Annotated in this window: 18 protein-coding genes; 14 read left to right on the top strand and 4 right to left on the bottom strand. The window is 59.4% G+C overall.

Going from position 1 to position 23272, the window contains the following annotated elements; all coding sequences use genetic code 11:
• The first annotated feature begins 88 nt into the window (after nt 1–88).
• Genes recC through AB4O05_RS28020 form a run of 6 tightly spaced genes read left to right on the top strand, consistent with a single transcriptional unit; the run spans nt 89 to nt 11633 of the window.
• The gene (gene recC / locus AB4O05_RS28045; protein ID WP_460133993.1) at nt 89–3538 is read left to right on the top strand and encodes an exodeoxyribonuclease V subunit gamma; all 3450 of its coding nucleotides are present in this window, start codon (nt 89–91) and stop codon (nt 3536–3538) included.
• Nucleotides 3535–7209 carry an exodeoxyribonuclease V subunit beta gene (recB, locus tag AB4O05_RS28040; RefSeq protein ID WP_460133994.1) on the top strand — a complete coding sequence of 1225 codons (3675 nt, stop codon included), beginning with the start codon at nt 3535–3537 and terminating at the stop codon, nt 7207–7209. Before recC ends, recB begins: the two co-directional genes overlap by 4 nt.
• Nucleotides 7206–9311: an exodeoxyribonuclease V subunit alpha gene (recD, locus tag AB4O05_RS28035; RefSeq protein ID WP_460133996.1), complete on the top strand. Its 2106-nt coding sequence runs from the start codon at nt 7206–7208 to the stop codon at nt 9309–9311. Before recB ends, recD begins: the two co-directional genes overlap by 4 nt.
• Nucleotides 9312–9323: 12 nt before the next feature.
• On the top strand, nt 9324–9878 hold the full coding sequence (locus AB4O05_RS28030; protein WP_460133998.1) for a YfiR family protein: 555 nt from the start codon (nt 9324–9326) through the stop codon (nt 9876–9878).
• The gene (locus AB4O05_RS28025; RefSeq protein WP_460134000.1) at nt 9875–11137 is read left to right on the top strand and encodes a diguanylate cyclase domain-containing protein; all 1263 of its coding nucleotides are present in this window, start codon (nt 9875–9877) and stop codon (nt 11135–11137) included. The genes AB4O05_RS28030 and AB4O05_RS28025 overlap by 4 nt, the downstream gene beginning before the upstream one ends.
• Nucleotides 11138–11141: 4 nt before the next feature.
• Nucleotides 11142–11633, top strand: coding sequence for an OmpA family protein (locus AB4O05_RS28020; protein WP_460164824.1), 492 nt, complete (start codon nt 11142–11144; stop codon nt 11631–11633).
• 144 nt (nt 11634–11777) lie between these two features.
• On the opposite strand, the gene AB4O05_RS28015 is transcribed toward AB4O05_RS28020, so the two are convergent.
• Nucleotides 11778–12068 carry a DUF3077 domain-containing protein gene (locus AB4O05_RS28015; protein WP_460134001.1) on the bottom strand — a complete coding sequence of 97 codons (291 nt, stop codon included), beginning with the start codon at nt 12066–12068 and terminating at the stop codon, nt 11778–11780.
• Between the two features lie 577 nt (nt 12069–12645).
• Here AB4O05_RS28015 and hxsA2 point away from each other — a divergent pair.
• From hxsA2 to hxsC, 4 genes are read left to right on the top strand one after another with little or no spacing between them, the layout of a single operon-like run.
• Entirely contained in the window at nt 12646–12930 is a 285-nt protein-coding gene (gene hxsA2 / locus AB4O05_RS28010; RefSeq protein WP_460134004.1) for a His-Xaa-Ser repeat protein HxsA2, read from the top strand.
• The gene (gene hxsD / locus AB4O05_RS28005) at nt 12930–13232 is read left to right on the top strand and encodes a His-Xaa-Ser system protein HxsD (RefSeq protein ID WP_460134006.1); all 303 of its coding nucleotides are present in this window, start codon (nt 12930–12932) and stop codon (nt 13230–13232) included. The genes hxsA2 and hxsD overlap by 1 nt, the downstream gene beginning before the upstream one ends.
• Nucleotides 13225–14682, top strand: a complete 1458-nt coding sequence (gene hxsB, locus AB4O05_RS28000) for a His-Xaa-Ser system radical SAM maturase HxsB (protein WP_460134007.1) — start codon at nt 13225–13227, stop codon at nt 14680–14682. The genes hxsD and hxsB overlap by 8 nt, the downstream gene beginning before the upstream one ends.
• The gene (hxsC, locus tag AB4O05_RS27995) at nt 14676–15839 is read left to right on the top strand and encodes a His-Xaa-Ser system radical SAM maturase HxsC (protein ID WP_460134008.1); all 1164 of its coding nucleotides are present in this window, start codon (nt 14676–14678) and stop codon (nt 15837–15839) included. The genes hxsB and hxsC overlap by 7 nt, the downstream gene beginning before the upstream one ends.
• 111 nt (nt 15840–15950) lie before the next feature.
• On the opposite strand, the gene AB4O05_RS27990 is transcribed toward hxsC, so the two are convergent.
• Nucleotides 15951–16898, bottom strand: a complete 948-nt coding sequence (locus AB4O05_RS27990; RefSeq protein ID WP_460134009.1) for a LysR family transcriptional regulator — start codon at nt 16896–16898, stop codon at nt 15951–15953.
• Between the two features lie 133 nt (nt 16899–17031).
• Between AB4O05_RS27990 and AB4O05_RS27985 the strand changes: the two genes are divergently transcribed.
• Together AB4O05_RS27985 and mmsB are read left to right on the top strand one after the other, a co-directional pair.
• Nucleotides 17032–18549 (top strand): CoA-acylating methylmalonate-semialdehyde dehydrogenase, encoded by a 1518-nt coding sequence (locus tag AB4O05_RS27985; RefSeq protein ID WP_460134012.1) that lies wholly within the window; start codon nt 17032–17034, stop codon nt 18547–18549.
• A 15-nt stretch (nt 18550–18564) separates the two neighbouring features.
• Nucleotides 18565–19452, top strand: coding sequence for a 3-hydroxyisobutyrate dehydrogenase (gene mmsB / locus AB4O05_RS27980; protein WP_460134013.1), 888 nt, complete (start codon nt 18565–18567; stop codon nt 19450–19452).
• Between the two features lie 178 nt (nt 19453–19630).
• Here mmsB and AB4O05_RS27975 read toward each other — a convergent pair whose 3' ends face one another.
• A complete protein-coding gene (locus AB4O05_RS27975; protein WP_104504735.1) occupies nt 19631–19975 on the bottom strand; it encodes a cupin domain-containing protein in 345 nt (114 codons plus the stop codon).
• Nucleotides 19976–20273: 298 nt separating this feature from the next.
• Between AB4O05_RS27975 and kynB the strand changes: the two genes are divergently transcribed.
• Both kynB and kynA read left to right on the top strand, forming a co-directional pair.
• Nucleotides 20274–20924, top strand: coding sequence for an arylformamidase (kynB, locus tag AB4O05_RS27970; protein ID WP_460134015.1), 651 nt, complete (start codon nt 20274–20276; stop codon nt 20922–20924).
• On the top strand, nt 20921–21778 hold the full coding sequence (gene kynA, locus AB4O05_RS27965; protein ID WP_460134017.1) for a tryptophan 2,3-dioxygenase: 858 nt from the start codon (nt 20921–20923) through the stop codon (nt 21776–21778). Before kynB ends, kynA begins: the two co-directional genes overlap by 4 nt.
• A gap of 81 nt (nt 21779–21859) precedes the next feature.
• On the opposite strand, the gene AB4O05_RS27960 is transcribed toward kynA, so the two are convergent.
• Complete coding sequence (locus AB4O05_RS27960; RefSeq protein WP_460134019.1) at nt 21860–23260, bottom strand: amino acid permease; 1401 nt, start codon at nt 23258–23260, stop codon at nt 21860–21862.
• Nucleotides 23261–23272 lie beyond the last annotated feature (12 nt).

Genomic DNA, 23272 nt, shown 5'->3' with positions numbered 1-23272 from the left:
CGCGGTCGGAAAGTGCAGAGGGGCTCATCGCGGCCGTCTTCAATGCTAAAGTCCATGCCTCGATTTTGCTTTTCCCAAGGAAGCCGTTATGCCGGATGCGACGTCCCTCAGCGCTGGGTTCATGGTGGTTCACGGCAATCGCCTGGACGAACTGCGCAGCTTGGTAGTGAGCTGGATGCGCCGTTATCCCCTGGCGCCCCTGGAAAACGAAATCGCCCTGGTACAAAGCAATGGCATAGCCCAATGGCTCAAACTGGCCCTGGCTGAAGACCCGGAAGATGACGATATGGGTGGCTGCGGTATCGCTGCCGCCATCGACGTGCAACTCCCCGGCAGCTTCATGTGGCAGCTCTATCGCATGGTCCTGGGCCGTGACGAAATCCCCCCCAAATCCCTGCTTGATAAAGCCCCGCTTACCTGGCGGCTGATGCGCCTGCTCCCGGAACTCATCGACCAGCCGCACTTTGAACCGCTGCAGCGCTTTTTGACCCACGACACAGACCTGCGTAAGCGCTACCAATTGGCTGAACGCCTGGCCGACCTGTTCGACCAATACCAGGTGTACCGCGCCGACTGGCTGGAAGACTGGGCTGCCGGTCGCCACCAATTGCGCAATGGTCGTGGCGAATCCAAGCCCCTCAACCCCGCCAATTGTTGGCAAGCCGAGTTATGGCGCGCCTTGCTGTTGGACGTCGGTGAAGAGGGTATGGCCGAAAGTCGTGCTGGCGTACACCAGCGCTTTATCGAACGCATCAATACGCTTGAGCACGCGCCTGCGGGCCTGCCTTCTCGGGTCATCGTCTTCGGGATTTCTTCGCTGCCTGCCCAAGCGCTCGAAGCGCTCGCTGGCCTCGCCCGCTTCAGCCAGGTCCTGCTGTGCGTGCATAACCCTTGTCGCCACCATTGGTCCGACATCGTCGCCGACAAAGACCTACTGCGTAACGAATACAAGCGCCAGGCACGCAAAGTCGGCATGCCAGTCACCATCGACCCCCAAACCCTGCACCAGCACGCACACCCCTTGCTGGCCGCCTGGGGCAAACAAGGCCGCGACTACATCAGCCTGCTGGACAGTTACGACGATCCCAACAGCTACCGCGCAGCCTTTCGCGATGGGCGTATCGACCTGTTCAGCGACAGCGCCCCCACCACAGTGCTCAACCAGCTCCAGGACGACATCCTCGAACTGCGCCCACTCAATGAAACGCGCGAATTATGGCCGGCCGTCGATCTGGGGCGTGACACCTCAATCCGCTTCCACATCGCCCACAGTGCCCAGCGCGAAGTGGAAATTCTTCACGACCAACTGCTCCAGCGCTTCAGCGACGACCCCGCGCTACGCCCTCGGGACATCATCGTCATGGTCCCCGACGTCGACAGCTACGCCCCGCACATCCGGGCGGTGTTCGGCCAGTTGGAAAGAAGTGATCCCCGCTTCATCCCTTTCACCCTGACCGACCAAGGCCAACGCGGCCGCGATCCCCTGCTGATCGCCGTCGAGCACCTGCTCAAACTCCCCGACAGTCGCTTTCCCGTCAGTGAAATTCTTGACCTGCTTGACGTCCCCGCTCTACGCGAACGTTTCGCCATCAAGGAGCGCGACCTGTCCACGCTGCACCGCTGGATCGAAGGTGCCGGTATCCGTTGGGGTCTGAACGCCGAGCAACGTGCCGGGCTTGGTCTACCGGGCGACCTGGAACAAAACAGCTGGCGATTCGGCCTGCGCCGCATGCTCCTGGGCTATGCCGTTGGCACCGGTGCGGCCTGCGAGGGCATTGAACCCTACGATGAGATCGGCGGGCTCGATGCAGCCTTGATCGGCCCGCTGGTCGCTTTGCTCGACGCACTCAACGATGCCCATCAGGCTCTGTCGCAACCCGCGGTTCCCCAGGAGTGGGGCGAGCGCCTGCAACGGCTGATGCAGCTCTTCTTCCTGCCCGCCAGCGAACACGATGACTACCTGTTGGGCCAGCTCGAACAACTTCGGGAAACCTGGCTGGAAACCTGTGAGTCCGTTGGCCTGCAGGATGAGTTACCGCTCACCGTAGTCCGTGAAGCCTGGCTGGCTGGGCTGGACCAAGGGCGCCTGTCCCAACGCTTCCTCGCTGGTGCTGTCAATTTTTGCACCCTGATGCCGATGCGTGCGATCCCGTTCAAGCTCGTCTGCCTGCTCGGTATGAATGACGGCGACTACCCACGCGCCCAGCCGCCCCTGGATTTCGACCTGATGGGCAGCGATTACCGTCCCGGCGACCGTTCGCGGCGTGAGGACGACCGTTATCTGCTACTCGAAGCCCTGCTGTCCGCCCGTGACCAGCTCTATATCAGCTGGGTTGGCCGCAGTATCCGCGACAACAGCGATCGCCCGGCCTCTGTACTGATAGGTCAACTGCGCGACCATATCGCCAGTGGATGGCATAACGTACAAGAACAACCGTTGCTGGAGGCGATGACCCAGGAACACCCGCTCCAACCCTTCAGCGCGCGCTACTTCCACGAAGGCGACCCGCTGTTCAGCTATGCCCGCGAATGGCAATTGCTCCACGAAGCGCCGGATACCATCTCTGACGATGAAGAACTGGCGGACCACCAGCAGGAAGAGCCCCTGAGCCTTGGCCAGTTGCAAGACTTCCTGCGCAACCCGGTCAAACACTTCTTCAGCCAGCGCCTGAAAGTATTCTTCGAAGCCGCCGAGGTGCCCCTGGCCGACGAAGAACCCTTCGTCCTCGACGCGCTGCAGCGCTACAGCCTGAGTGACAGCCTGCTGAACGCCGCATTGACCCAGCCCGATCAACTCGACCAGGCCCTTAATGCCCAAGCCCTGCGTTTGCAAGGCAGTGGCCTGTTGCCCATGGTCGGTTTCGGCGAGTCCCTGCGCAAAGAGCTGATCGAGCCCTTGCCCGATCTGCTGCAACGCTACCAGCACTTGCTGGCTCTTTGGCCAACCCCGCACATGGGGGCCGAACCGATCAGTTTCGAGCACCAAGGCCTTCAGCTGGAAGGCTGGATCAGCGGCCTGCATCGGCGCGCTGATGGTGGATTTCTCAGTGTTACCACCATCCCCAACAGCATCGGTTCGATCAAGACGCGTAAATGGCATCGCCTGATCCGACCATGGGTCAATCACGTGGTGGCCTGTGCCTGCGGCCTGCCATTGAGCACCGGCCTGGTGGCCAGTGACGACACGCTGCTACTGGCGCCGCTGGATAAAACCACCGCCCGGGACATCCTCGGCAACCTGTTAATGGCCTGGCACAGCGGAATGCGAAAACCGCTGCCGGTTGCCGTTAAGACCGCATTCGCCTGGCTCAGCCAAACCGACCCGGTCAAAGCCCACGCCGCAGCGAGTAAAGCCTACGAAGGCGACGGCCTGACCAGCGACGGCGAGCGCCGCGAAACCCCGGCGCTCAGCCGACAATTTCCCGATTACGCGGCGTTATTGGCCAGCGAAGAATTCGAAGGCTGGTGCGAAACCCTGTATCGACCATTGATCAATGCCCCCTGGCGATCACTCATAGGCGAAGAGGCCGGCGCATGAGCAGCACACCCTTGGCCCTGGCGTTCCCGCTAAAAGGCAGTCAACTGATTGAAGCCAGCGCCGGCACCGGCAAGACCTTCACCATCTCCGCCTTGTACCTGCGCCTGGTCCTCGGCCACGGCGACGACGAGTCCGGTTTTGGCCGCGAACTGCTGCCGCCGCAAATCCTGGTGGTAACGTTCACCGATGCCGCCACCAAGGAACTGCGCGAACGCATCCGCATCCGCCTGGCCGAAGCCGCGCGATTTTTCCGCGATGAAATCGACCAGCCAGATGCCTTGATTGCGGATCTGCGCGCGCAATACTCCCCCGAGCAATGGCCTGCCTGTGCCAACCGCCTCGACATCGCCGCCCAGTGGATGGACGAAGCAGCGGTTTCCACGATTCACAGTTGGTGCCAGCGCATGCTGCGCGAACACGCATTCGACAGCGGCAGCCTGTTCACCCAAACCCTGGAAACCGATCACAGCGACCTGCTGGGCGAAGTGCTGCGCGACTACTGGCGGTTGTTCTGCTACCCCCTGCACGACGACGCGCTCAACTGGGTGCGCAGCAACTGGGGCGGCCCCGCCGCGCTGATGCCTCGGGTGCGCGCGCTGTTCGGCAGCGAACGGCCCAACGACGAACATCGCGAGCCGGCCGAGCTGATCAACGCCTGCCTGCAAGAGCGACGTGAAGCCTTGGTCAATATCAAAGCCCCCTGGCAACAATGGGCTGCCGAGTTGCGCGATATCTGCCTGCAGGCCGTGGCCGCCAAAGCGGTGGACGGCCGCAAGATGCAAGCTCGTTACTTCGAACCCTGGTTCGAAAAAATCAGTGCCTGGGCGGCCGACGACACCCAGGAGCAACTGGACATCGGCACCGGCTTCACCCGCCTTTCTCCCGACGGTATGGCCGAAGCCTGGAAGGGCGACCCGCCGCAGCACCCAGGCATCGACGCCATGGCCGGGCTCAAAGCCAGCCTTGACGCGCTGCCAACCCCCGACGCCGCCGTGCTGCAACATGCTGCCGGTTGGGTCGGTAAACGCTTCGAAGAAGAAAAACGCCGACGTGCCGAGATGGGCTTCGACGACATGTTGATCCGTCTCAACGCGGCCCTTCAAGCCGAAGGCGGCGAGCGCCTGGCCAGTGTGATTCGCGAGCAGTTCCCGGTCGCGCTGATCGATGAATTCCAAGACACCGACCCGGTGCAATACAGCATTTTCGACCGCATCTACCGCATCGAAGAAAACCACCTCGACAGTGGCCTGTTCCTGATCGGTGACCCCAAGCAGGCGATCTACGCCTTCCGGGGTGCCGACATCTACACCTACCTGCGTGCGCGCCAGTCCACCACCGGTCGGCACCACACCCTGGGTACCAACTTTCGTTCCAGCCATGCCATGGTCGAAGCGGTGAACCATGTGTTCCAGCGTGCGGAAACGGGCCGCGGCGCGTTTCTGTTCCGTGAACCGAATGGCGACAACCCGGTACCCTTCCATGCGGTGTTATCCCAAGGCCGCAAAGAGGCGCTGCAGGTCGACGGCCAAACGCTGCCGGCGATGAACCTCTGGCACCTGCCCACCGACCAGCCGGTTTCCAACGCCATTTACCGTCAACACCTGGCCGCAGCCTGCGCCACGCAGATCGTCGAGTTGCTCAATGGCGGCCAGCAAGGCCGCGCGGGTTTCCTGCAACCGGATAACAGCTTCAAAGGCGTACTGCCGTCGGACATCGCCATCCTCGTGCGCGACGGTAAGGAAGCCCAGGCCGTGCGCGCCGAGTTGGCTGCCCGCGGCGTGCGCAGCGTGTACCTGTCCGACAAGGACTCAGTCTTCGCCGCCCAGGAAGCCCACGACCTGCTTGCCTGGCTCAAGGCCTGCGCCGAGCCGGACGTGGAGCGCCCGCTGCGTGCGGTCCTGGCCTGCGTCACCTTGAACCTGTCGTTGTCGGAACTGGAGCGGCTGAACCAGGACGAATTGGCGTGGGAAGCCCGTGTGATGCAGTTCCGTGGCTACCGCGCGATCTGGCGCAGCCAAGGTGTGCTGCCGATGCTGCGTCGCCTGCTCCATGATTTCAAACTGCCGCAAACCCTGATCACCCGCAGTGACGGCGAACGTGTGTTGACCAACCTGTTGCACCTCAGCGAGCTGCTGCAGCAAGCCGCGTCGGAACTCGATGGCGAACAGGCATTGATCCGCCATCTGGCCGAACACCTGGCCCTCTCCGGGCAGGCTGGGGAAGAACAGATCCTGCGCCTGGAAAGCGATGAGCAGTTGGTCAAGGTAGTGACCATTCACAAGTCCAAGGGCCTGGAGTACGACCTGGTGTTCCTGCCCTTCATCTGCTCGGCCAAACCGGTGGACGGCAGTCGCCTGCCGCTGCATTACCACGATGAACAAGGCAAGCCCCGCGTCAGCCTGCGCCCGACCGCCGAGTTGATTGCACAGGCCGATGACGAGCGTCTGGCCGAAGACCTGCGGTTGTTCTACGTGGCCCTGACTCGCGCCAAACATGCCTGCTGGCTCGGCGTGGCCGACCTCAAGCGCGGCAACAGTAGCGGCTCGGTATTGCATCTGTCAGCGCTGGGCTATTTGCTCGGCGGCGGGGCTTCGTTGGGGGAATCGGCAGGCCTCGCGCGTTGGTTGCTGGATTTGCAGGGCGGTTGCCCGGCCATCCACTATGCCCAGGTGCCCAACGCCCAAGACATCGTGTTTCACCCGCCACGTAACCAGGCTACGTTGCTCGCGCCGCTGCTGCCCAAGCGCAAGGCCGCCGAAAACTGGTGGATCGCGTCCTACAGCGCCTTGCGCATTGGCGACAGCATGAGTGTCGCCAACCTCGAAGCGCCGGAAAGCCCACAAGCGCAAAAGCTGTTCGATGACGAACGCCTCGACCCTGACGCACCGCGCGAAGTCGCGGCATCCGGCGGTGATATTCACCGTTTCCCACGTGGCCCTCATCCTGGGACTTTCCTTCACGGCCTGCTGGAGTGGGCCGGCGAAGAAGGTTTCAACGTGACACCGCAAGCCATTGAAAAAGCCGTGGGCGCCCGTTGTAACCGCCGCAACTGGGAAGGCTGGATCATCACCCTCAGCGATTGGTTGGGCCACTTGCTGCAAACGCCGCTGCCGGTCGATAACGATCACGTCACCCTGAGCAACCTGCAGCAGTACCAGATCGAGATGGAGTTCTGGTTCGCCAGCCACAAAGTCGACGTGCTCGGCCTCGACAAACTGGTGTGCCAGTACACTCACAACGGCGTCTCCCGCGTGGCCGCCGAACCGGTATTGCTCAACGGCATGTTCAAAGGCTTTATCGACCTGACCTTCGAGTATGGCGGCCGGTATTACGTGGCCGACTACAAATCCAACTGGCTCGGCCCTGACGATTCGGCCTACACCCAGGACGCGATGGAACAGTCGATCCTTGAGCATCGGTACGACCTGCAATACGTACTTTACCTGCTGGCCCTGCATCGCCAACTCAAGGCGCGCCTGCCGGGCTACGACTACGACCGTCACATTGGCGGCGCGTTGTACCTGTTCCTGCGTGGCACTCGGTCGAGCAGCCAAGGTGCGTATTTCACCCGGCCGCCACGGCAACTGATCGAAAGCCTGGACCTGCTCTTCCAGGGCAAGCCCATACCACCCAAGGTTGAGCCCGCCTGGGAACAAGGAGTGCTGTTATGAGCCTGTCGCCGTTACCGCTTGAGGCGTTGGCCCCCCTCCGTCGCGCCACTGACCTGCTGCAACTGCTGGAACGGTGGGTTGACCGGGGATGGCTGCGAGCCTTGGACAAAGCCTTCGTCGGCTTCCTGTACGAGCTCGCTCCACAGGCCGACCCCTTGGTGCTGCTGGCGGCAGCGTTGACCAGCCACCAACTGGGCCACGGCCACGTGTGCCTCGACCTGTTCGAAACCCTCAAGGCGCCGGACTTCGCGCTGTCCTTGCCGCCCGAAGGCGACCTGCAGACCGGCGCCATGCTATTACCGTCGCAGTTGCTTGATGGCCTCGACGGCGCCCACTGGTGCCATGCCCTGGCCGCCAGCCCATTGATCGCCCTGGCGGTGGATGGCAGTGAGTCGGCGCACAGCCGCCCCTTGGTATTGTCGGGCAAACGCCTGTACCTGCGCCGCTACTGGGCCTACGAACGGCGCATCGATAGCGCCCTGCGGCTGCGGCTGGCGACCCGGGAAAGCGTCGCCGCCGACTTGCCCCAACGCCTGAATGGCCTGTTTGATCAGCCGGCGCCCGAGGGTGTGATCGACTGGCAAAAACTCGCCTGTGCCCTGGCCACTCGCGGTGCATTCAGCATCGTCACCGGCGGCCCCGGCACCGGCAAGACCACCACGGTGGTGCGCCTGCTCGCGCTCTTGCAGGCACCGGCCGTGGAGGCCGGCAGCCCGTTGCGCATCCGCCTGGCCGCGCCCACCGGCAAAGCCGCCGCGCGCCTCACCGAGTCCATCAGCCAGCAAGTGTTGTCGCTGAAAGTGCCGGAAAGCGTGAAGGAAAAAATCCCGACCCAGGTCACCACCGTTCACCGCCTGTTGGGCAGTCGCCCGGGCACCCGGCATTTCCGTCATCACCTTGGTAACCCCCTGCCGCTGGATGTGCTGGTGGTGGACGAAGCCTCGATGATCGACCTGGAAATGATGGCCAGCCTGCTGGACGCTTTACCGCCCCATGCGCGATTGGTATTGCTGGGCGACAAAGACCAACTGGCCTCGGTGGAGGCGGGCGCGGTGCTCGGCGACCTGTGCCGTGACGCCGAAGCCGGCTGGTACAGCCCCCACACCCGCCAATGGCTGCAAGCCGTCAGCGGCGAAGACCTCAGCGCCAGCGGCCTGCACGAAGACCTTGACGGTAGCCATCCGCTGGCCCAACAAGTGGTGATGCTGCGCTACTCGCGCCGTTTCGGCGAAGGCAGCGGCATCGGTCAACTGGCGCGTTGGGTCAACCAGCAAAACGCCGAAGAAGCCCGCAAGCTGCTGGCCGCGCGCAGCCACCACGATCTGTTCTGCGTCAGCCTCAAGGGCGAACACGACCACGCCCTGGAGCGTCTGGTGCTGGACGGGCAGGGCGACGGTGCCCAAGGCTATCGCTATTACCTCAATTTGCTGCAGAGTGCGCGTCCCGCCCTCGACACCCCGCGCGACGACATTGCCTGGACTCACTGGGCGCAACAACTGCTGCAGGCGTTTGATGCGTTCCAATTGCTCTGTGCCGTGCGCAAGGGCCCTTGGGGCGTGGAAGGGTTGAACCTGCGCATCACCGCGGCCTTGCGCAAAGTGCGGCTGATCGAGGGGGACGAGCATTGGTACGAAGGTCGTCCGGTGCTGATGACGCGCAACGATTACGGCCTGGGCCTGATGAATGGTGATATCGGCATCGCCTTGAAACTGCCCGAAAGCAACGGCGGCCCCCCGGTACTGCGCGTCGCTTTCCCACGCAACGATGGCCAGGGCGGCGTACGTTTTGTACTGCCCAGCCGCCTGAATGATGTGGAAACCGTGTACGCCATGACCGTGCACAAATCCCAGGGCTCGGAATTCACCCATACCGCGCTGATCCTGCCGGATGCCTTGAATCCCGTGCTGACCAAAGAACTGATCTACACCGGCATCACCCGTGCCAAACGCTGGTTCAGCCTGATCGAACCGCGTGGCGGCGTGTTTGAAGAGGCCGTGCGGCGCAAGGTCAAGCGCTTGAGTGGGTTGATGCTGGAGCTGGGTCAGGAGTCAGAAATATCCGACGCTGTGCTATCGTTGCGGCATCACCCTGAAAACACCTGAGAGTATCGCTGCATGAACGTGGCCGAGCGTAGTTTGAGCGGGAGACGCCTGCTGCTGCTGGCGGTTCTATGCCTGCTGGTGCCCCGCGTATTTGCCGAGGCTCCGGGCCCGGCTGACCAGCGCGCGCAGGCGGTCACCCAAGTGGTACTCGGTATCCTCAGCTATGCCCGCTGGCCCGTAGAGCCTGTGCAACTGCGCCTGTGCATCATCGGCCCGACCCAATACACCGACGACTTGATCAAAGGCACCACCCAGGCCACCGGTCGTCCGGTGGTGGTGCAACGTCTGCTGGCCGACCATCCCGATATCGTCAATGCCTGCGACGCCGTGTATATCGGCAAGCTCAGCAATGACGAGCGCAGCCAGCTTTTCGCCTCGTTGATCGGCCACCCGGTGCTCAGCATCAGCGAAGGTGGCGACCAGTGCACCGTGGGCAGCCTGTTCTGCCTGCGGGTGGACGACGAGCAAGTGTCGTTCGAGGTCAACCTCGACTCGGTGGCGCGCAGCGGCGTGCGCATTCATCCCAGCGTGTTGCAACTGTCCCGTCGTCGAGCGCCCGCGTTATGACCGCGCAGACAATGCGACCGACCCTGCGCTCCGTTATCGGCCGCGGGCACCTGATCCTGGCGCTGGTGGCGGTGACACTGGCCAGTGTGTCGCTGACCCTGCTCGGCGTGCTGGCGCTGCGAGTCTACGCCGAGCACAACCTGCACCTGATCGCCCGCTCCATCAGCTATACGGTGGAAGCGGCAGTGGTGTTCAACGACCGCGCCGCGGCCACCGAGGCCCTCAGTCTCATTGCGTCCACGGAAGAAGTGGCCCAGGCCGAAGTGTTCGACGCCAACGGCAAGTTGCTGGCGCAATGGATACGCCCGGAAACCGGCATGCTGTCCCGGCTTGAACTGGAATTGGCACAGAGCCTGCTCGAACAGCCCATCAGCCAACCGATTCTCCACCAGGGCCGCCCCATCGGCAGCATCCACCTGACCGGCCACGGCGGCAGCCTGCTGCGCTTTCTGCTCAGCGGCCTGGCCGGAATTCTGATCTGCACCGCCCTCAGCGCCTGGGTCGCCCTGCACTTGGCGCGACGGCTGTTGCGCGGTATTACCGAGCCGCTGCAGCGCCTCGCCGCCGTCGCCCACGGTGCCCGTAGCGAGCGTGACTTCGACCGCCGTGTGCCGCCGGCGCGGATCGCCGAACTCGACAGCCTGGGCAGCGACTTCAATGCCTTGCTCGGTGAGATGGAAGCCTGGCAAAGCCACCTGCAAAGCGAAAACGAAACCCTGGCCCACAAGGCCAACCACGACAGCTTGACCGGCTTGCCCAACCGCGCGTTCTTCGAAGGCCGGCTGATCCGAGCCCTGCGCGGCGCGGCCAAGGTCGATGAGCGGGTGGCGGTGCTGTTCCTCGACAGCGACCGCTTCAAAGACATCAACGACAACTTTGGCCACGCCGCGGGCGACGCCGTGCTGGTGGCCGTCGCCAACCGCGTGCGCGCGCAACTGCGTGACGATGACCTGGTGGCGCGCCTGGGCGGTGATGAGTTCGCCATCCTGCTGGCGCCGCTGCACACGGTAGAAGACGCTCAACGCATCGTCGACAAAATCATCGCCAGCATGGACATGCCGATTGCCGTGCCGGGCAATACCCAGGTGTTGACCTCCCTCAGCATCGGCATCGCCATCTATCCCGATCACGGCGCCACACCCGGCGCCCTACTCAACGCCGCTGATGCGGCGATGTACCAGGCCAAACGGGGTACCCAGGGTGGCCAGCAAACGGCGGAGTCGGAGCACTCTGTCGTCAACGTTCAACACAGGAGTTGATCCCTTGTTTTCGACCGCACGCATTTTATTCATCTCGTTGCTCGTAGCATTCCTCGCCCTCGGCGGCTGCCAGACCGCTCCCCCCAAGGGCCTCACCCCGGCGCAGATCGCGGTCCTCAAGCAGCAAGGCTTCAAGCTGACTGACGAAGGCTGGGCATTCGGCCTGTCGGGCAAAGTGCTGTTCGGCAGCGACGTCGAAACCCTCAACCCACCCAGCACCGAGATCGTTCAACGCATTGGCAAGGCCCTGCTGGGCGTCGGTATCCAACGCGTGCGCATCGACGGCCACGCGGACGCCTCGGGTAAAGAGGCCTACAACCAGCAACTGTCCATGCGCCGCGCGAAAAGCGTGGCCACGGTGCTGACCGGCGTGGGCATGAAAGAAGAAAACGTCCAACTGCGCGGCTTGGGCAGCAGCTACCCGGTGGCCTCCAATGACACCGTCGAAGGGCGTACCGAGAATCGGCGGGTGTCGATCGTGGTGATAGCGGACTGAGCGAATGCATCCAGCCTCAATCTGAAATGCAATCAAACGGTGGGAGCGGGCTTGCCCGCGATAGCGGTTGTTCAGCCAAGAATGTATAGACTGCCCCCACCGTATTCGCGAGCAAGCCCGCTCCCACAATTAAACCGCGTTCGCTTAGTTCCTTGATGTCATCGCCTGCGTCAAGTCATCCACCACGGCCTTGCCCATCTCACACAGGTAATGCGCAGCCCATGCGTATTGCTCGCCTCGTACATCCATGGCGGCTTCCATTGCGAGTTTCTTGGAGTAAAAAAGCAGGGTGGAGGCATGCTCCAGGGCTTCCTCGATTGGCATGCCGGCATTGACGCGGAACAAGGGTTTTTGATTTTCGCCATAGTCGCCGAAGGTGACGATGCCGAGGGTGATGATGGAGGAAAGCGGTGGATCGGGGACGATCTTGGACATGGTTTTTCCTTAGGTTAATAAGTAGAAACCGCCACGGCACGTCGCTAAACATGGAGAGGTGGCAGCTGCACGCAGGTTAGCGAACCGGTAACCTAGGGAACCCGGTAGACCCAAAGGTCTCCCGCGCACAGCCGCCATAACACGATAAGGCCGGCAAAAACTGCCGGCCAAAAGAGTTGAGGAAGTCGTACCTACGTTTCTCGGGTCGCTAAACCCAGTCGCCGTTATGCAGCGACCCGAGGAGGCTAGACACTCAAATCCTATGGCGCAATAGGGTGGAGATTCTCTAGGAAACGTCCTGCAATTTAAAGGGAATCGTCGCAGTTAGTGCTTTCATCCTTCAACCATGAGTTCTTCTTTCGACTCGGAGCATGCCCTCTCAGAACGCATTATCCGGTGAGCAAGCGAGGGGTTCTCTGAATGAAACCGGAGAGTTATTGCAAACAGCCGAAAATGAGTGAAGTGGAATTTTTCCTATTTGAGGCGTTAAAGTGCCATTAGTCGGTTCCATATTGACATCATTCGTGTCTCTCGCGAACACTCACCAATAACCCTCGTGTCAATAAGGATATTAACAATGAAAAAGCGCTCATTTTTGGTGCCTCTAGCAACCTTGGCAGCTGCTTTAGCTACAGAGCAGGTTTCAGCTCTGACCTCTAACGACGTTGTCGCTCCCGGCTCGGAAGAAAAAAACACATTTCAAGCTCAGGCTCAAAGCGAGCATCTTTCTGTTCGTGGTGGCAGTGATTTGTTCGCCTTCATTCTCAAGCGCGGAGACCAGGGGCAACTGATGGCCTACCACAGTTCTCATAGCTCCCATGCTTCACATAGCTCGCATAGCTCCCACTACTCGGGGCGATAATGGCTTTTTTTCAAAGTGTTATCTTCGATGAGCAGCTTTACGACGCACAGGTTTTACAGAAGGCGGCTTATCGATCACTCAATTCCCTGACAGTTGAAATCACTACTGGGAAAGGGGAGCTTTGTTGCGCTTTGTCGTCAAATATTGGTGTGGATGAGCCGGCCTTTCTTCTTGCTATCCAAGAGTTTAAGAAAGATGTGCTCGACTATCAGTTACGCCACCAATTGGCGGTTGAGACGCAGCCTATCAAAAATTTAATACTCGGATTGGCTTTTTCAAAAACCGGTTTGATTAGTGAGTAAATTCCAAAAACTCGAGTTTTACGCGCAACTACATTCGTATGAGTTGCTTCCATTTAAATTTGATCGTCTGAATGACGATGAGTACGTCATTACCAGTATGGCTGGAGAGTTTCATGTCATACCGGTGCCGATGCTTGAACCAATTATCCGCAAGACACTACCGTTCTCATCACCGCTGTTTGCTACGCTTCGATCAAAGCAGTTCATTCGCTTTGCAAATGAACAGGCGCCACTTCAGCTTCTAGCGCTGAAGGTGCGAACGCGGCTGTCTAGGTTGGCTGAGTTCACCAATCTGCATATTTTTGTGGTGACACTTCGGTGTGACCATAGCTGTCCGTATTGCCAGGTATCGAGAAGGTCGGAGAGCAAAGGCGAATTCGACATGACCACAGCGATGGCCGACAAGTCGCTTGATTTTGTCTTCAGATCACCCAATCCAGCTATCAAAATTGAATTTCAGGGTGGAGAGCCGCTGCTAAATTTTGAGATGGTGAGGTATGTTGTTCTTGAGGCAAATAAACGTAACCAGCAGGAAGGGCGTGACTTACAGTTCGTTATTGCCACTACGCTTTCACTTCTGACTGATGATGTGCTCGACTTTTGTAGTCAGCATAATATTGTGCTTTCGTCTTCACTCGACGGTCCAATGGACTTACACAATGCGAATCGCCCAAGACCAGGTAGAGATAGTCACCAGCGTTTTGAGGCTGGACTGAAGAAGGCCCGCGCTGCACTTGGTTATGACCAAGTTTCAGCTTTGATGACAACCACAGATAAGAGCTTGCCAAAAGCCCGTGAAATCATTGATGAATATTTACGCTTGGGTTTTGATAGCATCTTCTTACGCACGCTTTCCCCTTATGGCTTTGCGATAAAAACCAGAAAGTTTATGTCGTACGACACTGAGCGCTGGCTTGAATTTTATAAGGAAGGTCTTGAGTACATCATTGAGCTGAATAAGTCTGGAATAAGATTTGTAGAGCAATATTCTGCACTCGTACTTACGAAAATGCTGACTTCAGGTGACCCTGGATTTGTCGATTTGATGAATCCTGCTGGTGCAGGTATCGCTGCCATTGTGTTCAACTACGATGGAGCTGTCTACGCATCAGATGAAAGTCGTATGCTTGCGGAAATGGGTGATCATGCATTCCGTTTGGGCAATATTCTTGAGAGTTCATATGAAGAGATCATTCTTTCTGATCCGTTACTTGATGCGCTTGAAAATTCATTTACTTTAAGTGCTCCAATGTGTTCGGACTGTGCATTTGAACCATATTGCGGTGCTGAACCTGTATATCATCACGCGATCCACGGGGACGTATTAGGAAGAAAACCCGAATCTTCTTTTTGCAAACGGAATATGGCGATCTTCAAGCACCTCATTGAACTTATGAGAAATGATGAGAACACAAAACAGATTTTCATGGGGTGGGCCAACCGATGCTGAAGCTTGGCGGGAAGATCAACCGCATCCACGCGGTTGACGTTTACAAGACCCTAAATCTGTTGAAAATTTCGACCAGTCATAGCCTCCCTGCAATTTTAAGAAGGGAGATGGCCTACTTAGTTTCCAATGAGCATATTCCCCAAGGGTTCGCTCAATATTTACTATTAGAGCGATATAAGCACTTTGCTGAAGTTCTTCCTTCAGGCTCTGGCTACTCAATCTTGCCGAATGACTACAGTTATCTTGGTGATGGTGACATTGTCCGTCTATCGACGGATCGTCAGAGTATTAGCGTATTGTTTCGAGCATCGTCTCCTCACAATAGCATTCTGATCACTGAGCAATGTAACCATTACTGTCTGATGTGCTCACAACCTCCTAAAGATGTTGATGACTCGTGGATACTTGATGAGATCGAAAACCTTATCCCGCTCATTCCAAAAGATACTCGAGAGCTAGGTTTTACTGGAGGGGAGCCAACGACAAACCAAGAACGCTTCCTTAAAATCATCGGATTGACAAAAAGCTATCTACCGAGAACCGCAATCCACATCCTCTCGAACGGTCGCAGCTTTAAAGATAGATATTTCGCAGAAAAGTATGCGCAGCTTAACCTGCCAGATTCGATGATTGGTATTCCCCTCTATTCTGACGATCCGACGTTGCATGACTACATTGTGCAAGCCCGAGGTGCGTTCGACGAAACAATTCAGGGTATTCTTAACCTGAAACGTTTGGGGCAGAAGGTTGAGATCCGAGTTGTCATTCACAAGCTGTCGGTGCAACGCCTTCAAGAACTTTGTGAGTTTATAGCTCGCAATCTGCTATTTGTTGACCATGTAGCGCTGATGGGGCTCGAGATGATGGGTTTCACTAGGGCTAATCTTGATGAGCTTTGGATTGATCCAGTCGAATACAAAGACGTCCTTAGTCGATCGGTAAATACTATGGCTAAGTATGGAATGAATATATCGGTTTATAATCATCAGCTGTGCTTAGTTAATTCAGATGTTCAACCTTATTACCGAAAGTCGATCAGCGACTGGAAAAACGAATACGCACCGGAGTGTACAAAATGCACTCAGCAGCGAGAGTGTGGAGGTTTTTTTGCGTCAGGCGTTAAGTTTGGCTATAGCAAGCACCTAGTACCGTTCTAAAACCCGTAAACCCGTAAACCTGTGAGCACCACGACATCGTTGAAGCTACGCATTAGCTTGATCTGTCGTGGCACTTGTTTGAGTTGGTCGTGAGCGATTTTTTCGAACCCTTTAATCCGCAAACTTTATCTCCCGCGTCTCCCCCATCAACAACCCCTGATTCTGCTCCGTCACCTCCCTGATGTAGTCCCACAACAACGTAATCCGCTTCAACTTCCTCAGATCCTCCCGGCAATACATCCAGAACTGCCGCGTAATCGCAATCTGCTCCCCAAGCACGGGCAGCAAGCGCGGGTCCTGCGCTGCCAGAAAACACGGCAGTATCGCCATCGAGCGCCCTTGCTGCGCCGCCACGTACTGCGCGATCACGCTGGTACTGCGCAAACTCGCGCTGGCGCCAGGCACCACGTTCGCCAGGTAAAGCAGCTCCGAACTGAATGCCAAATCATCCACATAGCTGATAAACGGATGCTCGGCCAAATCCGTCGGGCGGTGGATCGGCGGGTGTTGGTCGAGGTAGTCCTGGGTCGCGTACAACTGCAGTTTGTAGTCGCACAGTTTGCAGCACACGTAGGGCCCGTGTTCCGGGCGTTCCAGGGCGATGACGATGTCGGCTTCGCGCTTGGACAGGCTGATGAAGTGGGGCAGGGGCAGGATGTCCACCGAGATCGCCGGGTAGGTGTCGACGAAGTGGCTCAACTGCGGGGTGACGAAAAAGCTGCCAAAGCCTTCGGTGCAGCCCATGCGTACATGGCCGGACAGCGCCACGCCGGAACCGGAGACTTGTTCGCAGGCCATGTGCAGGGTGCTTTCGATGGACTCGGCGTAGCCCAGCAAACGCTGGCCTTCGGGGGTGAGCACAAAGCCGTTGGTCCGGGATTTTTCGAACAGCAACGTGCCGAGTGACACTTCCAGTGAACTGATGCGCCGCGACACGGTGGTGTAGTCCACCGCCAGGCGCTTGGCGGCGACGCTGGCCTTGCGGGTGCGGGCCACTTCGAGGAAAAACTTCAGGTCATCCCAGTTCAGGGAGCCCAGGGATGTGATGTTTTTTTGCATATTGAACCGGCTTTTATGTGCGTTCTTATTAGAGATTTGCACATCTATACTCCAAAAACAGTCCGAACGCCTCATTCTTCAAGGCGATTCAACGCCTTGGTTCTCTGCATAACGACAAGATCCTGGAGACCACATGAACGCATCTGCCGATATTTCCGTGCAACAGGTCAAATTGCTGATCAACGGTGAGTGGGTCGAGTCCAAGACCACCGAATGGCAAGACATCGTCAACCCCGCCACCCAGCAGGTGCTGGCCAAAGTCCCGTTCGCCACGGCCGATGAAGTCAACGCCGCCATCGACGCCGCCCATCGTGCCTTCCAGACCTGGAAGCTGACGCCCATCGGCGCGCGCATGCGCATCATGCTCAAGCTGCAAGCCTTGATCCGCGAACATTCCAAACGCATTGCCGTCGTCCTCAGCAACGAGCAGGGCAAGACCATCGCCGATGCCGAGGGCGATATTTTCCGTGGCCTGGAAGTGGTCGAGCACGCCTGCTCCATTGGCACATTGCAGATGGGCGAGTTCGCCGAGAACGTTGCCGGGGGCGTGGATACCTACACCCTGCGCCAGCCCATCGGCGTGTGCGCCGGCATCACGCCGTTCAACTTTCCGGCGATGATTCCGCTGTGGATGTTCCCGATGGCCATCGCCTGCGGTAACACCTTCGTCCTCAAACCGTCCGAGCAGGACCCGCTGTCGACCATGCTGCTGGTGGAGCTGGCGCTGGAAGCCGGTGTGCCGGCTGGTGTGCTCAACGTCGTTCACGGCGGCAAGGAGGTGGTGGATGCGCTGTGCACCCATAAAGACATCAAGGCGGTGTCCTTTGTCGGTTCGACTGCTGTCGGTACTCACGTCTACGACCTGGCCGGCAAACACGGCAAGCGCGTGCAGTCGATGATGGGCGCCAAGAACCACGCCGTGGTCCTGCCCGATGCCAACCGCGAACACACCCTCAATGCCCTGGTCGGTGCCGGTTTCGGCGCGGCGGGCCAGCGCTGCATGGCCACCTCGGTGGTGGTGCTGGTGGGCGCGTCCAAGCAATGGCTGCCGGACCTCAAGGCGCTGGCGCAGAAGCTCAAGGTCAATGCCGGCAGCGAGGCCGGTACCGATGTGGGCCCGGTGATTTCCAAGCGCGCCAAGGCACGTATCCTGGAACTGATCGAAAGCGGCGTGAAAGAAGGCGCCAAGCTGGAGCTGGACGGCCGTGACATCCAGGTGCCGGGCTTCGAGCACGGCAACTTCGTCGGGCCGACCCTGTTCTCCGGCGTGACCACTGACATGCAGATCTACACCCAGGAAATCTTCGGCCCGGTGCTGGTGGTGCTGGAAGTCGATACCCTCGATGAGGCGATCGCAGTGGTCAACGCCAACCCATTCGGTAATGGCACTGGCCTGTTTACCCAGAGCGGTGCGGCGGCGCGTAAATTCCAGAGCGAGATCGACGTAGGCCAGGTCGGTATCAACATTCCGATCCCGGTGCCGGTACCGTTCTTCAGCTTCACCGGCTCCCGTGGCTCCAAGCTCGGCGACCTGGGCCCATACGGCAAGCAAGTGGTGCAGTTCTACACCCAGACCAAAACCGTCACCAGCCGCTGGTTCGACGACGACACGGTCAACGATGGCGTCAACACCACCATCAACCTGCGCTGATTCCGGGAGACGACCATGAAGATTGCATTTATCGGCTTGGGCAACATGGGCGCGCCCATGGCCCGTAACCTGATCAAGGCTGGCCACGCGCTGAACCTGTTTGACCTGAACCAGGCGGTGCTCAAGGAACTCGCCGAACTGGGCGGCAGTATCAGCGGCTCGCCGCGCGATGCGGCCCAGGGCGCTGAGCTGGTGATTACCATGTTGCCGGCCGCCGCCCATGTGCGCAGCGTGTGGCTCGGTGACGACGGTGTCCTGGCTGGCATCGGCAAGGGCGTGCCCGCGGTGGATTGCAGCACCATCGACCCGCAGACCGCCCGCGATGTAGCCGCAGCAGCAGCCCAGCACGGTGTGGTGATGGCTGACGCGCCGGTGTCCGGTGGTACTGGCGGAGCACAAGCCGGGACGCTGACCTTCATGGTCGGCGCTTCCCCGGAACTGTTCGCCACCCTGCAACCAGTGCTGGCGCAGATGGGCCGCAACATCGTGCACTGCGGTGACGTCGGTACCGGGCAGATCGCCAAGATCTGCAACAACCTGCTGCTGGGTATCAGCATGGTTGGGGTCAGCGAAGCCATGGCTCTGGGCGACGCGCTGGGTATCGATACCCAAGTGCTGGCCGGCATTATCAACAGCTCCACTGGGCGCTGCTGGAGTTCCGACACCTACAACCCATGGCCAGGCGTGATCGAAACCGCGCCATCAGCACGCGGCTACACCGGTGGTTTCGGCGCCGACCTGATGCTCAAGGATCTGGGCCTGGCCACCGAAGCTGCACGCCAGGCTAAGCAGCCGGTGATTCTGGGCGCCGTGGCGCAGCAGTTGTATCAATCGATGAGTCAGCGTGGGGAAGGGGGCAAGGACTTCTCGGCGATCATCAACAGCTATCGCAAGCCCAAATAATCTTGTAATGGGCAGGCTTACTGTGGCGAGCGGGCTTGCCCCGCGTTGGGCTGCGCAGCAGCCCTGATCCAGACGCCGCGATCTTCCAGCAAGATCGCGGCGTTTTCCTTTAGGGCTGCTGCGCAGCCCAACGCGGGGCAAGCCCGCTCGCCACGAAGTAGTTCACGGTAGACGTGAGTCAGGCAAACACAAAATACTTACGCACAGTCTCGACCACTTCCCACGTGCCCTTCATCCCTGGTTCCACCACAAAGATATCCCCAGCCCGCAGGTGGATCGGCGCCATCCCTTCAGGGGTGATGATGCAGTAGCCTTCCTGGAAGTGGCAGTATTCCCACTTCACGTAGTCCACGTACCACTTGCCCGGTGTGCATATCCAGGTGCCCATGATCTTGCTGCCGTCTTCGCTGGTGTAGGCATTGAGGTTGACGGTGTGCGGGTCGCCTTCGAGCTTTTCCCATTTGCAGGCATCCAGGACCGGCAGGGGGTGGGTGTCGCGCAGTACGGTAATGGGCTTGGACATGATGGCTCCGAGGCAGGAAATGGAAAGATGCACCCTAAGGCCTTGAGCGCTGTGCCAGTGGTCTGAACTCGACATTGGGATGCCCAGAAGCGCAGCACCATGCGATCTCTCAGGCACAGTGCCGTCCCACACTGGATCTTCATCGGCTGATCGACTGTCATCAAACGAAATTTCAAAGCGTGAATCAGCCCTTTCCTCGCAGTAAGTGCGAAAGAAATCACTCTCGACGCAGGAATTCGCAAGAAAATTCACGGCTGGCCCTCGTATCATTCTCCTCAGTAACCGCGAGAGCCTTCAAATGAACCCAATAAAAACATGGTGGGATATCAGCCCGCCGTTGAGTACGGCGACCCCGACATGGCCGGGGGATACGCCGTTCCAGGAAGAGCGCGTGTGGCAGTTCGGCCCGGAATGCCCGGTGAATGTCGGGCGCATTACCTTGTCGCCGCACACCGGCGCCCATGTGGATGCGCCGCTGCACTACAGCGCCGACGGCGCGCCGATCGGCGAGGTGTCGTTGGATGTGTACATGGGCCCGTGCCGGGTGCTGCATTGCCTGGGCAGTGGCGCGCTGGTGCAGCCGCACCAGCTGGAAGGCCGTGTGGATAACGTGCCGGAGCGGGTGCTGCTACGCACTTATTCACAGGCGCCGCTGACCGAATGGGATTCAAACTTCACCGCTATCGCCCCGCAAACCATCGAGTTGCTCGCCAGCCTGGGCGTACGCCTGATCGGTATCGACACGCCGTCCCTGGACCCGCAAGAGTCAAAGACCATGGATGCCCACAACGCCGTGGCGCGCCATGGCATGGCGATTCTCGAAGGCATCGTGCTCGACGACGTGGCCGAAGGCGACTACGAACTGATCGCCTTGCCGCTGCGCTTCGCCAACCTGGATGCCAGCCCCGTACGCGCCATTCTCCGCCCACTCAAGGAGCCCACGCGATGAGCCAATGTCCCTTCTCTGCCGACTACCAGCCCCCGGAAGAATGGCATAACGCCGAACTGAATTTTTCCGAGTCGATGAGCTACGGCGACTACCTGGACCTGGGCAAAGTGCTCAGCGCCCAGCACCCGCTGTCGCCGGACCACAACGAGATGCTCTTTATCATCCAGCACCAGACCTCGGAGCTGTGGATGAAACTGATGCTCCACGAACTCAAGGCCGCCCGCGAACACGTGCGTCAGGGCGAACTGCCGCCGGCCTTCAAGATGCTGGCGCGAGTGTCGCGCATCTTTGATCAACTGGTGCACGCCTGGGCGGTGCTGGCGACCATGACGCCCTCGGAGTACAAGGCGATCCGCCCGTTTCTGGGCCAATCGTCGGGGTTCCAGTCGTTCCAGTACCGCGAGATCGAATTTATCCTTGGCAATAAAAGCCCGGCGCTGCTGCGACCCCATGCCCATCGCCCGGAGCTGTTGCAGGAGCTGCAGGTGGCGATTGCCACGCCATCGCTGTATGACGAGGCGATCAACCTGATGGCCAAGGCCGGTTTGGCGATTGACCCGCAGCGCGCCGAACGCGATCCGACGGCGGCGACGGTACACGATGCTTCCGTGGAGGCGGCGTGGCGCGAGGTATACCGCGACCCGAGCCGCTATTGGGACCTGTATCAGTTGGCCGAGAAGTTTATCGATCTGGAAGATTCCTTCCGGCAGTGGCGCTTTCGGCATGTGACCACGGTGGAGCGGATTATCGGCTTCCAGCCGGGCACAGGCGGCACCGAAGGCGTGGGGTACCTGCGCAAGATGCTCGACACCGTATTGTTCCCCGAACTGTGGCGAGTGCGCTCTACGCTGTAAACAAAAAGCCCCGGATCACCGGGGCTTTTCATTTGCAATGCAATCGGATGTGGGAGCGAGCAAGCCCGCTCCCACAGGCGGTTACTGCGTTACCGCAACTTTCGTGTTTCTGCTGCGCAACCGATACGCAACGTAGATCACCCCCACCCACACCGGCATCGCATATACCGACTCACGAATACCCGGAATCGCCAGCATCACGCTGATGATCATCAGCATGAACGCCAGGCACAGGTAGTTGCTGAACGGGAACCAGAAGGTCTTGAACGACGGCGTCACGCCTTGCTCGTCCATGGCCTTGCGGAACTTGATGTGGGTGATGCTGATCAGCGCCCAGTTGATCATCAGCGACGCAACCACCAGCGCAAACAGCAATTCCAGGGCACTCTTGGGCGCCACGTAGTTGACCACCACGCACAGCATCGTCACCAGTGCCGAGATCGCCAGGGCACGCAGGGGTACGCCCTGCTTGTTGAGCTTCATCAGCGCCTTCGGCGCGTCGCCTTGTTCGGCCAGGCCGAACAGCATGCGGCTGTTGCAGTACACGCCGCTGTTGTACACCGACAGCGCTGCGGTCAGCACCACGAAGTTGAGGATGTGCGCGGCGGTGTCGTTACCGATCAGCGAGAAGATCTGCACGAACGGGCTGCCGCTGTAGGCATCGCCCGACGCGCCGAGGGTTTGCAACAGTTGATCCCATGGGTACAGCGACAGCAGCACGGTCAGTGCGCCGACATAGAAAATCAGGATGCGGTACACCACCTGGTTGATCGCTTTCGGGATGACTTTACGTGGCTCATTGGCTTCGGCGGCGGTGATGCCCACCAGCTCCAGGCCACCGAACGAGAACATGATGAACGCCATGGACATCAGCAGCCCCATGCCGCCATTGGGGAAGAACCCGCCGTGGCTCCACAGGTTGCTGATGGACGCTTGCGGGCCGCCGGTGCCGCTGAACAGCAGGTAGCAACCGAGCACGATCATGCCGACAATCGCCACCACCTTGATGATCGCGAACCAGAACTCGGTCTCACCGAAGAACTTCACGTTCAGGGTGTTGATCAGGTTCACCGCCATAAAGAACACCAGCGCGCTGACCCAGGTCGGGATTTCCGGCCACCAGAACTGAATGTACTTGCCCACTGCCGTCAGTTCGGCCATGCCTACCAGCACATACAGCACCCAGTAGTTCCAGCCGGCCAGGAAGCCTGCGTAACCGCCCCAGTATTTGTGTGCGAAGTGGCTGAAGGAGCCGGCCACCGGCTCTTCGACGATCATCTCGCCGAGCTGGCGCATGATCAGGAACGCGATAAAACCGGCAATCGCGTAGCCCAGGATCATCGATGGCCCCGCCGATTTGAGTACGCCGGCCGAGCCGAGGAACAGCCCCGTGCCAATGGCTCCTCCCAAGGCAATCAGCTGAATATGCCGGTTCTTCAAACCACGCTTGAGGCCCACCGGGTTAACCATGTCATCCGCCATTAACATTCCCTT

It is taken from the genome of Pseudomonas sp. S1_G07, assembly GCF_054668565.1.
This window is presented reverse-complemented; position numbering and strand designations above follow the sequence as displayed.